Raw genomic sequence first — 13,794 nt, forward strand, 5'->3', positions numbered from 1 at the left:
TATTGGGAAGGTTGGATGAAGAAAGTTACTATAAATAGTGTTGCAAGTTATGCTGGGGTGTCTAAAAAAACCGTATCACGGGTTTTAAATAATGAACCCAATGTGAGTGATGCAACCCGCGAAAAAGTGCTCAAAGTGTTTAAAGAGCTCGATTACACCCCTAATCCTATTGCGCGCGGTTTGGCACAAAATCGTAGTTTTATTATTGGTTGTATTTACGATAACCCGAGTAAAAGTTATATCACACGGGTACAAACCGGGGCGCTTGCTGCGTGCCAACAAAACAATTATAACTTGTTGATCCACCCATGTGATCTGCGTGGTGATGCGTTGATCAGTAATATCGAACATTTACTGCAATCTTCTCGTCTTGATGGCTTGGTATTAACGCCGCCGTTTTCAGATTTTAAGGTATTAGTCGATTTTCTCAAAAGCAAAAAAATTCCTTACGCCCGTGTTGCATCCGCGGTACTTGAAGATGATTCAATTTCAGTACGTAGTAACGATGAGCAAGGTGCTTTTGAGATCACTGAGCACTTAATTAACTTGGGCCATAAGGCGATTGCCTTCATTAAAGGTCACCCTGATCACAGTGCCACTGAACAGCGTTTTAAAGGGTATCGCCGTGCATTAAGTACCCATGGTATAGAATTTAACGAACGCTTGGTTGAAGAGGGTAACTTTAGTTATCACTCGGGTGTAGACAGTGCGCGTAGCATTTTAGATTTAACCCCACGCCCTACAGCGGTTTTTGCGTCAAACGACTACATGGCCGCTGCGGTGCTTAAACTGGCAACACAACGGCAGTTAAAAGTACCGGATGATATTTCGATTGCGGGTTTTGATAACGCGCCAATTGCACGCCATATTTGGCCTGGCTTGACGACTATTGCACAGCCAGTTGAGGAGATGACTCAGCAAGCGGTTAATAAACTAATTGAGCATATTGGCGATCCGCAAGAGCAGCCATATCAAGTTACGCTGGAAGCGCGCTTGATCACCCGTGAGTCCACTGCACAAATTAAGTAGCCTTAATTTGTAAAGGTACCAATTTTCACAGTTGCCCGAGTTTGAGTGACGCTTACTCGGGCATTTTTTTACCCGTTTTTCAGCGTTTAGTGTTCTTTTCTGTGCACTGTTAAGTTTCTACAAAAATACCTTACCAGCAAAAATAGAGTGGCTAATTAAAAAAATTAATTGTGGTCATTATTTGGTCATTTGAAATAATTAAACTAAATTTATAGGATAAGGTTGACACCGGTGTCACAGTCGTGCGTTAATACAGTGACACCGGTGTCAGGTTGATTGTGAGAGACAACTTGACAACGTATACCTTTGAACGGGTAAATCAAAGATGCTCAGTGCAAGTTCATTCGTGGAGTATGCACTTGCCACTGAGCCTTTATCCTCTAACCATAGAGATGAGTCGAATTTTATGTTACATCCTCGTATTCAAGAAGTCACCGAACGCGTCATTGAACGCAGTAAAGCTACTCGCCAAGCCTATTTAGAACGCATCACGCATGCAAAAAAACAAACAAGAGTTCGTTCTGGTTTAGGGTGTGGCAATATTGCTCACGTAATGGCTGCATGTAGCAGTGATGATAAAGCACGTTTAAAAGCTGATGAACAGCCAAACTTAGCAATTATCAATTCATACAACGATATGCTGTCTGCTCACGTGCCTTACAAAGATTACCCAGATTTAATTAAAGACATTGCTACAAAATATGATGCCACTGCCCAAGTTGCCGGTGGTGTGCCAGCCATGTGTGATGGTGTTACCCAAGGCCGTGATGGCATGGAGTTATCGCTTTTTTCTCGTGATGTTATTGCCATGTCGACTGCAATTTCATTATCACACGATGTGTTTGATGGCGTATTTTGTTTAGGTGTGTGTGACAAAATTGTCCCAGGCCTATTAATTGGTGCTTTATCATTTGGCCATTTACCTGTCGCGTTTTTACCTGCCGGGCCAATGCAATCTGGCATTCCAAATAAAGAAAAAGCACGTATTCGTCAAAAATTTGCGCAAGGCTTAGTAAGCCGTGAAGATTTACTCGAAGCTGAAAGTGCGTCTTATCACAGTGCTGGTACATGTACGTTCTATGGTACTGCGAACAGTAACCAAATGTTGATGGAAATTATGGGCTTGCACCTTCCTGGTAGCTCGTTCATTAACCCATATACAGAGTTACGTGATGGTTTAACCGGTAATGCGGTAGAAACTATGCTTAAGCAGCTTATCCAAAGCAAAGACGCGAATTGTTTAGCCGATGTAGTAACTGAAAAAACCATTATTAATGGTTTAGTTGGTTTGTTATCAACGGGTGGTTCTACTAACCACGCTATCCACTTAGTGGCGATTGCCAAAGCGGCTGGTATCGAACTGACGTGGAAAGACATGTCAGATTTATCTGAAGTGGTACCACTGCTAACTCGTATTTATCCAAATGGCTCTGCTGATGTAAATCATTTCCAAGCAGCGGGCGGCATGGGTTTCCTTATGAGAGAACTTGTTGGGGCAGGGTTCTTGCACAATGACGTTAAAACCATTGTTGGCGAAGGCCTTGAAGCATATACCCAAGAGCCTCGTTTAGATACTGATAATAACTTGATCATCACTGATTCAAACGGCCCAAGTAAAGTGAAATGGGTTCCGTGTCCTGAAAATTCTTTAGATGAAGATGTGCTTCGTCCAGTTAACAATCCATTTAGTAAGCAAGGTGGCTTGCAGTTATTGACCGGTAATTTAGGTAAAGCCGTGATCAAAGTGTCAGCCGTTGCAATCGAACACCAAGTGGTAACAGCACCGGCAAAAGTATTTAGTTCACAAAGTGCATTGCAAGAAGCGTATACACGTGGTGAGTTAAACCAAGATTTCATTGCGGTACTTAAAGAGCAAGGCCCGAAAGCCAAAGGCATGCCTGAGTTACATAAGCTAACGCCAGTTATGGCAACTTTGCAAGATGAAGGCTACAAAGTGGCGATTGTGACTGATGGTCGTATGTCAGGCGCATCAGGTAAAGTGCCAGCTGCCATTCATTTAGCGCCAGAGGCGGTTGAAGGTGGCATTATAGCAAAAATCCATGAAGGTGATTTGGTGACGCTTGATGCACCAGCGGGTATTTTAAAAGTACATGTAAGTGATGAAGAATTAGCAAAGCGTGAATTACAACTTAGCGTACCTAGCTTAACGTTTGGCACAGGCCGTGAGTTGTTCACAGGATTTAGAAACATTGTTAGTAGCGCAGACTTAGGCGCTAGTGCGTTTGGAATAGAATAATAATTAGCCATTCACAGGGTAATGAGGACATACAATGAGCATAGAAAAAATCTTAGCATCGGCACCGGTAGTGCCAGTGGTGGTGATTGATAATTTAGAAGATGCCGCGCCGCTTGCAAGAGCACTTTATAACGGTGGCTTAAAAGCATTAGAAATTACACTGCGCACGCCAATTGCTGCAGCAGCCGTAAAACTAATGAAAGCCGAAGTACCAGAGGCTTATGTAGGCACCGGTACCGTTGTTGATAAAGCAAGCTTTGAGGCTTCGGTTGCGGCAGGTGCTGACTTTATGGTCAGCCCAGGTGTAAATGATGAGCTGTTAGCCCTTGCTAAAGAGACTGATATTCCATTTTTACCAGGTGCCGCGACGCCTAGTGAAGTGATGAAGTTAGCAAGTCATGGTTTTAAGTTTTTAAAGTTCTTCCCAGCCGAAGCTGCGGGTGGCACTGCAATGCTTAAATCGATAGGCGGGCCATTACCGCAGGTTACGTTTTGTCCAACTGGCGGTATTAGCTTAGCAACTGCACCGAGCTACTTAGCACTAAGTAATGTGATCTGTGTTGGTGGTACTTGGATGCTCGATAAAAAATTGATTGAAAACAAAGACTGGCAAGCCATTGAAGCGCTTGCTCGCCAAGCAAGTGAAATTAAATAATTAAGGGGAGTTTTTAAATGATTAATGTAGCAATTAATGGCTATGGCCGTATCGGTCGCAATGTATTACGCGCGCTTTATGAGTCTGCACAAAATAACGAGATCAAAATTGTGGCAATTAACGATTTAGCACCCGCTAATGTTAATGCTCATTTAACACAATATGATTCAGTGCATGGTCAATTTTCTCATAAAGTAACGCTTGCTGATAACACTATGTTGATTGGCGACGACGTTATTACTCTTACCCAAGAACGCGATCCTGCTAACCTACCATGGAAAGCATTAAACGTTGATATCGTTTTAGAGTGTACGGGGTTTTTCACTAAGCGTGAAGATGCTGCAAAACATATTACAGCGGGCGCGAAAAAAGTAGTTGTTTCAGCTCCTGGTACAGACTTAGATGCAACGGTTGTACATGGCGTAAATAGCGACGTGATCACTGCCGATAGCAACATCATTTCTAATGCTTCATGTACAACTAACTGTTTAGCACCAATTGCAAAAGCAATTAACGATACAGTAGGTATTGAGCAAGGTAGCATGACGACTATTCATGCTTACACAAATGACCAAAACTTGTCAGATGTGTATCACCCAGATCTATACCGTGCGCGTAGTGCAACACAGTCTATGATCCCAACTAAAACAGGCGCAGCAAAAGCCGTTGGCTTAGTATTACCTGAACTTGCGGGTAAACTTGACGGCATGTCAGTACGTGTACCAACAATCAACGTATCGTTAGTTGATTTTACGTTTATCACAAAACGTGACACGACTGTTGCTGAGATCAATGAAATTATGAAAGCAGCCTCAGTTGGCTCAATGAAAGATATTTTACAATACAACGAGCTACCGCTTGTTTCTATCGACTTTAATCATAACCCAGCGTCGTCAATCTTTGACTCAACGCAAACGAAAGCCGATGGCAAACTTGTTAAAGTAATGGCTTGGTACGATAACGAGTGGGGGTTCTCAAACCGCATGTTAGACCAAGTTAAAGCTCTCGGTAAGTATTTATAATTAAGCATGTAAAAGTTTAGCTTTATCCAACAAAGCCGCGACTATCGCGGCTTTTTTACGTCTAGTAATTGGTAATGAATATGCTATTCTAGCGAAAAATTGAAAAAGGATAATTCAATGCTCAGTCATTTACCCCGTCGTGTATTTCGCACCAATCACTTGCAAATTGGTGAAGGAAATATTAGCGGTTATATTGCCTGCTTTTTAGCGATGCTATCATGTTTAGGCGTGCTCGCTTTTCATTTCCCCGAATATTTAACCACCCCTGAACTGAGAAAAAGCTACAGTGTTGAGTTTTTACGGCAACTGATGTTCGCTGCGCTGATAGTAGCTGGTAGCTTAGGGTTACTTAACTTTGTGCGTAATAAAAATAAACGCTTAGGTGCGACGGCATGGCTTTTTATTGTGCTTGCCATTGTGTTTGGTGGTCCAAATGTTGAGGTAAATGATTTTGCCGATAACACGCCTTATATTGGCCTAGATTGGTTTATTTTAGATTTATTAGGCTCAACCCTAATCTTTATTCTGATTGAAAAATTATTACCCCATCGCAAACAGCAAAAAATATTACGCAGTGAATGGCGCGGTGATTTAAACCACTTTTTCGTTAACCATTTGATTATTGGTTTTGTGCTGTTAGTAACCAATCATTTTGTGCACTATGGTTTTGGTTGGGCGGTATCGAGCACCGTACAAGGCTATATCAATCAATTGCCGTTTATTTTGCAAGTGCTGTTAATTATTTTAGTGGCTGATTTGATGCAGTATTTTGTGCATCGGGCTTACCATGAAGTGCCTTTTTTATGGCGTTTTCATGGTATACACCACAGTGCCAAAGAAATGGACTGGTTAGCTGGATCTCGCCAGCATATTTTAGAGATATTAGTCACCCGTAGTTTAGTACTTACGCCAATTTTTGTATTGGGTTTTTCGCAGCAAGTGATCAGCTTATATGTGATCATCGTGGGTTTTCAGGCGGTATTTAACCATGCCAATGTACAGGTGAGATTTGGCTGGTTGAAGTATTTATTGGTTACGCCGCAGTTTCATCATTGGCATCACTCTAGCGATAAAGCAGCCATTGATCGTAACTATGCTGCGCATTTCTCATTTTTAGATTATGTGTTTGGCACTGCCGTTAAAGGCCAAAAAGAGTGGCCTGAAGCCTACGGCGTAGTGGGAGATTACGTACCAACGGGTATGTTAAAGCAGCAGCTATTTCCGTTTAAAAAACAAAAGTAGCTTATTTTAAGCCCCATTTTCGTGATAAATCACGACCTACAGTTGGCTCGGTGGTTAGTTGTAGGTTGGGCTTTAGCTCAAAGCACGACCTAAAGGGTAAGGTCGTGCTTTAAAATATCAAACGAGGGGCGTTGTGCCATATCAGCATTCATACACTGGCGCGCAAGTGTTATTAACTGTGTTTTATCGCTGGTATCATCAGCGCACACACTCAATAAATCATCAATTAAACAGCCTATTGCTCTAACTTCAATGCGTTGCATTTGCAGGCGCTGATAGTCAGTCAGTGAGTCTAAGTTTGTCGCCGCACCAAAGTCACCAAACAGCACTGTGTATGCATTGTTTATCATGGTGTTGTGTGCATATACATCGCCATGACTTACATTATTGGCATGTAAGTGGGCAAGGGTGCTAAGCATTTGCTTAGCAATGTGTTTAATGGCCTGAGCAGTAAACTGGGTATGCTCGGCAAAGGTATCGCGAGTGCAGGTTGCAAGTGATGGCGGTAAGCCAAGATTCTGATAGTCTTTGTTAATAAGCTCCATTACAAGGCCAAGTTGGGCTGGGTTATCGATGTAAGCAAGTACCTTGATAAGGTTACTATGAACGCCTGCTTGCAAGCAGCAGTTTACTTCATCGAGCGGATAACCATCACTGGTAATTGCGCCTTTAAACAGTTTTAACGCCACTTTGTGCTCTTGCCAGTGCGCTAAATGAATAATCCCTGAGGCACCTTCACCAATTTGCTCTACAAGCGAAAACTCAGTGAGTTTTACTTGCTCTAGTGCCACATTCTGTAAGCTTTGTGCTTTATTAAACTCATTGCCAGCAAAGGCCAGCCAGCTGAGTTTTGGTAACTCAAACAACCAGTCATCAATATGAGTTAAGTTATTTGCTGATAAACGCACGAGTTCAAGCGTTTGGCAATACTGCATGCTGTGTGGCAATGTCGTAAGCCGGTTACCAGCAAGAGCTAGTTTGCGCAGTTGCGTAAGCTCACCAAAGGACTCTGGCAATTGCTCAAGCTGGTTGTCGGTTAAGATCAGCCATTGTGTTGTGATGGGTAAACAATGCTCGGCAAATTTGCTGATTTGATTGCCTTTAAAAGCAATCATAATAAGGGCTGGGCATTTTGCTAATACTGGTGGAATATGCTGAAATTGATTAAACGATAAAAACACCCGCTTGAGCTTTTTTAAGTTAGCAAATTCGTCGGGCAAATCAGATAAGTTATTATTTGATAAATCGAGTACTTCGAGGGTATCTGCCAAGGTAAAAATTTCGGCTGGGAAGGTGCTGAGCTGCTCAACAAGTTGCAGGCGTTTAGCCCCGGTTAATTGGCCACTGCGAAGCTGTTCAAGGGTATTCAAAATACAAGTCCATTTATTTAGGTAGTTTAACTATTAGCAAATAAAAAAGGCCAATCAAGTTGGCCTTAGTAATCATTTTAGTCAATAAAATTAAAATTGTGCGTTGTGGTACACGTTTTGTACGTCGTCACAGTCTTCAAGCATGGCTAAAAAGCGTTCCATTACTTCCACGTCTTCGCCTGCAATTGGTGCTGCAATTTGTGGCACAAATGAGATCAAATCTTCATCGAATTCAGTAACACCCATTTCTTCCAGTGCGGTACGGGTGTTGTTGTACTCAGTATGCGGAGCAAACACAGTGACTTTGCCTGCTTCTACTTCTACGTCGGTGACATCAACGTCAGCCATCATCAGTGCTTCAAGCACGGCTTCATCGTCGTCGCCATCAAATACAAAAATAGCAAGGTGATCAAATAAGTGAGATACCGAGTTTTGTGCGCCAATTTTAGCATTGGCTTTAGTAAAGCAAACACGTACATCAGCAAAGGTACGTTTATTGTTGTCAGTTAAGCAATCAACAATGATCATGCAGTTACCCGGGCCGTAGCCTTCGTAGCGAGTTGCTGAATAGTCTTCACCGCCGCCGCCTTTGGCTTTATCAATTGCGCGGTCAATTACGTGTGCTGGTACTTGGTCTTTCTTTGCACGTTCAATTAAGCGACGCAGCGATAGATTGCCATCTGGATCAACGCCACCGTTTTTAGCACAAATATAAATTTCTTTACCGTACTTTGAGTAAACTTTAGTTTTAGCACCCGCAGTTTTAGCCATTGAATCTTTTTTGTTTTGGTAAGCTCTTCCCATCTGCGTTTCGCCTTAAATATATTTTTAAAAGTATAAATTTTGTAGTGCCGTATTCTATACCCAAACCACCACTAGATGCGAGCGTCGTTGGAATTAAAATTGCTTTGAGTGGGCAAGCAGCAGAAAAAATATAACCCGCAGTTGCGGGTTATATTTTCAAGCGAAATGTATCGGGTTATTACCAAATACGTACGCGTTGATCTTCTGGTAAATACAAAGCATCACCAGGTTGTACATTGAATGCTTTGTACCATGCATCGTGGTTACGTGGTGCTTGTGCTCTAAAACGACCTGGCGCATGGGTGCCGCCGCGCAGTTGGTTTAGCATGCTTTGCTCGGTGCGTTTTTCTTTCCATACTTGTGCCCAAGCTAAGAAGAAGCGTTGATCGCCAGTCAGGCCATCAATAACAGGGGCTTCTTTACCATTTAAGCTTAACTTATAAGCGTGGTAAGCCATGGCTAAACCACCTACATCACCGATGTTTTCGCCTAAGCTATTCCGGCCATTAACGAAGTTACCTTCAATTGGTTCATATTTACTGTATTGCTCAGCAAGTTGGTCGGCTTTGGCATCAAATGCAGCGCGATCTGAGTCAGTCCACCAGTTGCGCTGTACACCGTTGGCATCTGATTTAGAACCTTGGTCATCAAAACCGTGGCCCATTTCATGACCTATTACTGCGCCAATGCCGCCGTAGTTTACCGCAGCATCTGCATTAGGATCGAAAAATGGTGGTTGTAAAATAGCCGCAGGAAACACAATTTCGTTAAATGAACTGTTGTAGTAAGCGTTAACACGTTGTGGTGTCATACCCCAACGGTTGCGGTCGGTTTTTTCAAGCTCTTTAGCAACACTGTCGGCTTGGAAGAATTCGCGGGTGTTTTTAATATTAGCCATCAAATCGTTGTTGCTAATAGTCAAGCCATCGAATGATTGCCATACATCTGGGTAGCCGATTTTTGGCACAAACGCGGCTAATTTAGCACGCGCATTTACTTTGGTGTCTGTGCCCATCCAATCTAGGTTATCGATACGCTCACCCAGCGCTGTACGTAGGTTTTCAACCAATTCAGACATTTGCTGTTTTGATGACTCTGGGAAGTAGCGTGCTACATACACTTTACCAATCGCAAAGCCCAAAGAATTGGTGCTCGACATTTGGCTGATCGCACGTTTCCAACGAGGGCGTGGCTCTTGTTGACCATTAAGCTCTTTACCGTAAAACGCAAAGTTAGTATTGAATACTTCTTCAGATAGCAGCTCGGCATTACCACTGAGTGCGTGATAGGTTAAGTAGTCTTTCCAGACTGCTAGGTCTTCTTGATTGATAAGCTCAATCATGGCTTTGATTGGCTCAGGTTGTGAGACGTTTAGCTGTGGTACTTGATAGCCAGTTTGCGCAAAGTATAGATCCCAGTTAAAGCCTGGGTATGTGTCGTTTAGATCACCGCGCTGAATTTGGTTTAATGTTAAGTCGCGGTTACGGCGTTTTTCACGAGGCCAATGACCTTGTGCAATTTTAGTCTCGAGGGCTAAGATTGCTTGTGCACGTTCTGTGGTGTTGTCTATCCCAGCTAGTTCGAGCATTTGTGCGATGTGCGCAACGTATGCGCTACGGGTTTTTTCAAAGCGCTCTGCATCTTCAAGGTAGTATGAACGATCTGGTAAACCTAAACCGCCTGCGCCTAAAGACATTTCGTATTTATTTGGGTCAAGACGGTTAAACCACATGCCGCCGCCAATTGGTGAATTAACACCAGTAAGCCAAGCTTGGCCAAACAACTTAGCGAGGTCATCGGTTGATGATACGCCACTGATCTCAGTCAATAATGGTTTGATCGGTGAAATACCTAACTTATTAAGTGTTGCTGTGTCCATATAGGCGTTGTAAAAATCAGCAATCAATTGCTCTTCTGCATTAAGATCATCACGAGCTGCTATTTCTTCAATGATTTCTTTAACGCGCTCTTCACTGCGCTCTGCCAAGCCAGAAAATGCACCATAGCGGGTTTTGTCAGCGGGCATCACGTAGTTATCATACCAAGTACCACTGGCGTACATAAAAAAGTCATCGCCGGGTTTTACTGCTTCATTACGAGCCGTTAAATCTACGCCAAAGCTACCAAGCTCAGGTTTTTCAGCGCTTACGGTTGTTGCAACAGCTGTTTTTGCTGCTGATGATTCAGTTGTTTCAGGCTGTGAACAGCCAGCTAGAAATGTGGCAGCAAGTGTTGCTGCAATAAGTGTTTTTTTCATTGGGTTGCCCTGAATGTTATTTTTATCATAGGTTTTATAATTCTTACTGTGATTGTTATAGATAATGTAAAGCGAGACAAACTTTTTGAGGTGAATAACCTAACCACCCGATAAAGCTGTGTTAACAATTAAAGTAACTGAGTAAGCAACAGTTATCAATTTTTTGACTGCGTTTGTTGTAACTGCCACATCCGTGCGTATTCGCCTTGTAAGGCTAATAGTTGCGTATGACTATCTTGTTCAACCAGCGCGCCTGCTTGCATGACAAGGATAGTGTCGGCATCGGTAATTGTTGATAGTCGGTGCGCAATCACTAAGCTGGTATGGTTATTGGCAACTTCGCGCATGGCGTTTAAGATTGCTTGCTCTGAGTGAGAGTCCAGCGCTGAGGTCGCTTCGTCAAAAATTAAGATCGGTGATTTTTTCAAGATGGCGCGAGCGATGGCAATGCGTTGTTTTTCACCACCAGAGACTTTTAAGCCGCGTTCACCGACAAGGGTTTGATCGCCTTTATCAAGACTGCTTATAAAGGGCTTTAAATGAGCCATTTCAATGGCGTGATCAATTTCCGCTGTTGTTGCGTCAGGGCGCCCATAGGCGATATTGTCCCGTATGCTAGTATTAAAAAGTACGGTGTCTTGTGGGACGATGGCAATTGCTTGGCGCAAGCTGTGTAAAGTGATACTGCGTATATCTTGACCATCAATACAAATTGCACCACTGTCAATATCATAAAAACGATACAGTAAGCGGGCAAGGGTGCTTTTGCCGGCACCACTGGCACCTACAACGGCTACTTTGCTACCTGCTTTGATTTTAAAGCTCAGTTGTTTGAGAATAGCCCGCGAGCTGTGATAGCCAAAATTAACATTTTTAAATTCTATATTCGCGTTTTGTATAGTGAGCTGCTGCGCATTTTCTTTATCTGTAATGAGTGGCTTACGGGTTAATAGGCCAAGCATATTTTCCAGATCAGTGAGAGCGCGGCGAATTTCTCGATACACAAAGCCTAAAAAGTTAAGCGGCAAAAATAGCTGGATCATGTAGGCATTGATCATCACCAGTTCACCAATGCTGAGTTCGCCGGATACTACATCTAAGGTCGCTAACCACATCAAGGCGGTGATCGCAGCGGCAATAATCAGTGCTTGGCCAGAATTGAGTGCTAATAAAGATAAGCGATTTTTTAGCCGTGCTTGCTCCCAAGTGGCTAAAAATGAGTCGTAACTTTTCGCTTCATAGGCTTCATTATTAAAGTATTTGACGGTTTCGTAGTTTAGTAAGCTATCAATTGCACGGCTATTGCTGTTGTTGTCAGCTTGATTTGCTTCACGAATGAAGCGATTACGCCACTGCGTAACAATAACAGTAAAGGCGATATAAATAATCACTGCAACGAGCGTAACAAGTGCAAACCAAGGCGAAAAAAGCGTGGCGAATATGACTGCCACAATAAGAATTTCAAAGAGGGTAGGGATGATATTAAACATTAAAAAACGCATTAAAAAGCTTAACCCTTGGGTACCACGTTCAATATCACGGCTAATGCCGCCAGTTTGTCTATCTAAATGAAAGCTCAGCTCAAGTGCATGTAAATGTTTAAATACTTTTAGGCCAATATGGCGTATGGCATGCTCTGTTACGCGGCCAAATAAAGCATCACGTAGTTCGCCAAAAAACACCCCCGCAAAGCGCAGTCCACCATATAAAAGTAACAGCGCTACAGGGACGATAAGAATGGCTTGCAGGTTGCCATCAACGGCATCAATAATTTCTTTAAGCGCCCATGGCATCAGCAAGGTTGCACCTTTTGCAGCAATAAGCGCAAGTACGGCTAACAAGACCCGACCTTTAAATACCATTAAATAAGGCCAAAGTGTTTTAACACTTTGCTTTAAATTCATGGCATCTACATGTTTACTGGTATGCTCTTTTTGGCTCATTCCACGCAATTTAGGCTCTCTTTTATAAATTTGATGAATGTAGAATCAGGCAAAAGTCTGCCTGATTTAGGCAAGTGGAAATTTACAATTAATCCTATACTATATGGCTAATAGTGTAACATTTAACGTTATACAGTCTGACGTTAAAATAAGGAGCAAACATGAAAACAGTAGGTTATGCGGCACATGCTGCGGATAAACCATTAGAAGCTTATCATTTTGAACGCCGTGCTTTGCGCAGTGAAGACGTCAATATTGAAATTTTGTATTGTGGTGTGTGCCATTCTGATTTACATACCGCTGAAAATGATTGGGGATGGACACAATACCCCATCGTACCGGGTCATGAAATTGTCGGCCGCGTATTAGAAGTAGGCAGTGGCGTTACTAAGTACAAGGTTGGCGATCATGTTGCGGTAGGGTGTATGGTGGATAGCTGTTTAGCGTGCGATCAGTGTCATCAAGGTGAAGAGCAGTTTTGTCGCGAAGGCATGGTTGGTACCTATTCAGGACAAGACCGCGTAAGCGGTGAAATGACGAAAGGGGGTTATGCAAAGCATATTGTTGTCCGTGAAGAATTTGTACTTAGCGTGCCGCAGAATTTAGATTTGGCAAAATGTGCACCGATCTTATGTGCCGGGATAACCACTTATTCACCGCTTCGTACTTGGAATGTCGGCCCTGGTAGCCGTGTTGCAGTGATAGGTTTAGGTGGCTTGGGCCATATGGCTATTAAAATTGCAGCCGCGATGGGGGCGCATGTGACAGCCATTAGTCGTAGTGCTGATAAAGCAACGAAGGCTTTAGCATATGGTGCAAAAAACTTACTGATATCTAACGATCAAAAAGCGATGGAGAGCCATGCAAATAACTTTGATTTGATCATTAATACCATTCCCGTTAAGCATGACTTTACCCCATATCTGCCGCTTTTAGATATTGATGGTACGCAAGTGCTGGTTGGCCAAGTGGGTGAAATGGCAGAGTCAAATTCAGTGCCATTATTATTGGGTCGGCGTCGTGTGGCGGGCTCGTTAATTGGTGGTATTGCGCAAACGCAAGAAATCCTCGATTTTTGTGCACTGCACAATATTCTTCCTGAAGTTGAAATGATTAAAATGGATGAAATCAATCAAGCGTTTGAGCGCCTAAAAGAAGGCGATTTATCTCACCGCTATGTGATTGACATGTCATCATTGGCAGTTGATTAATTTA

General features: G+C 42.8%; 10 protein-coding genes. 6 read left to right on the plus strand and 4 right to left on the minus strand.

Translation table 11 applies throughout. The annotated features are described in order from the left end of the window. The first annotated feature begins 15 nt into the window (after window positions 1-15). From ACMVDV_RS02615 to ACMVDV_RS02635, 5 genes are all read left to right on the plus strand, one after another. A complete protein-coding gene (locus ACMVDV_RS02615; protein WP_416157090.1) occupies window positions 16-1,029 on the plus strand; it encodes a LacI family DNA-binding transcriptional regulator in 1,014 nt (337 codons plus the stop codon). A gap of 406 nt (window positions 1,030-1,435) precedes the next feature. Then, a complete protein-coding gene (edd, locus tag ACMVDV_RS02620; protein WP_416157091.1) occupies window positions 1,436-3,286 on the plus strand; it encodes a phosphogluconate dehydratase in 1,851 nt (616 codons plus the stop codon). Window positions 3,287-3,320: 34 nt separating this feature from the next. Beyond that, window positions 3,321-3,941: a bifunctional 4-hydroxy-2-oxoglutarate aldolase/2-dehydro-3-deoxy-phosphogluconate aldolase gene (gene eda, locus ACMVDV_RS02625; RefSeq protein ID WP_064667122.1), complete on the plus strand. Its 621-nt coding sequence runs from the start codon at window positions 3,321-3,323 to the stop codon at window positions 3,939-3,941. Between the two features lie 17 nt (window positions 3,942-3,958). Further along, complete coding sequence (gene gap / locus ACMVDV_RS02630) at window positions 3,959-4,963, plus strand: type I glyceraldehyde-3-phosphate dehydrogenase (protein WP_416157092.1); 1,005 nt, start codon at window positions 3,959-3,961, stop codon at window positions 4,961-4,963. A 117-nt stretch (window positions 4,964-5,080) separates the two neighbouring features. Beyond that, window positions 5,081-6,205: a sterol desaturase family protein gene (locus tag ACMVDV_RS02635; RefSeq protein WP_416157093.1), complete on the plus strand. Its 1,125-nt coding sequence runs from the start codon at window positions 5,081-5,083 to the stop codon at window positions 6,203-6,205. Between the two features lie 89 nt (window positions 6,206-6,294). Here the strand turns inward: ACMVDV_RS02635 and ACMVDV_RS02640 are convergent, their stop codons facing one another. The 4 genes from ACMVDV_RS02640 to ACMVDV_RS02655 form a co-directional block, all read right to left on the minus strand. Continuing rightward, window positions 6,295-7,575 (minus strand): leucine-rich repeat-containing protein kinase family protein, encoded by a 1,281-nt coding sequence (locus tag ACMVDV_RS02640; RefSeq protein WP_416157094.1) that lies wholly within the window; start codon window positions 7,573-7,575, stop codon window positions 6,295-6,297. A 90-nt stretch (window positions 7,576-7,665) separates the two neighbouring features. Beyond that, window positions 7,666-8,379: a YebC/PmpR family DNA-binding transcriptional regulator gene (locus tag ACMVDV_RS02645; protein ID WP_304184646.1), complete on the minus strand. Its 714-nt coding sequence runs from the start codon at window positions 8,377-8,379 to the stop codon at window positions 7,666-7,668. A gap of 178 nt (window positions 8,380-8,557) precedes the next feature. Continuing rightward, the gene (locus ACMVDV_RS02650; RefSeq protein ID WP_416157095.1) at window positions 8,558-10,636 is read right to left on the minus strand and encodes a M13 family metallopeptidase; all 2,079 of its coding nucleotides are present in this window, start codon (window positions 10,634-10,636) and stop codon (window positions 8,558-8,560) included. A 155-nt stretch (window positions 10,637-10,791) separates the two neighbouring features. Continuing rightward, entirely contained in the window at window positions 10,792-12,540 is a 1,749-nt protein-coding gene (locus ACMVDV_RS02655) for an ABCB family ABC transporter ATP-binding protein/permease (protein WP_416159043.1), read from the minus strand. A 200-nt stretch (window positions 12,541-12,740) separates the two neighbouring features. Here ACMVDV_RS02655 and ACMVDV_RS02660 point away from each other — a divergent pair, with 200 nt between their 5' ends. Continuing rightward, on the plus strand, window positions 12,741-13,790 hold the full coding sequence (locus ACMVDV_RS02660) for an NAD(P)-dependent alcohol dehydrogenase (RefSeq protein WP_416157096.1): 1,050 nt from the start codon (window positions 12,741-12,743) through the stop codon (window positions 13,788-13,790). Window positions 13,791-13,794: the final 4 nt, after the last annotated feature.

The sequence above is a fragment of the Pseudoalteromonas sp. ASV78 genome (genome assembly GCF_047806705.1).
GTDB lineage: Bacteria > Pseudomonadota > Gammaproteobacteria > Enterobacterales > Alteromonadaceae > Pseudoalteromonas > Pseudoalteromonas prydzensis_A.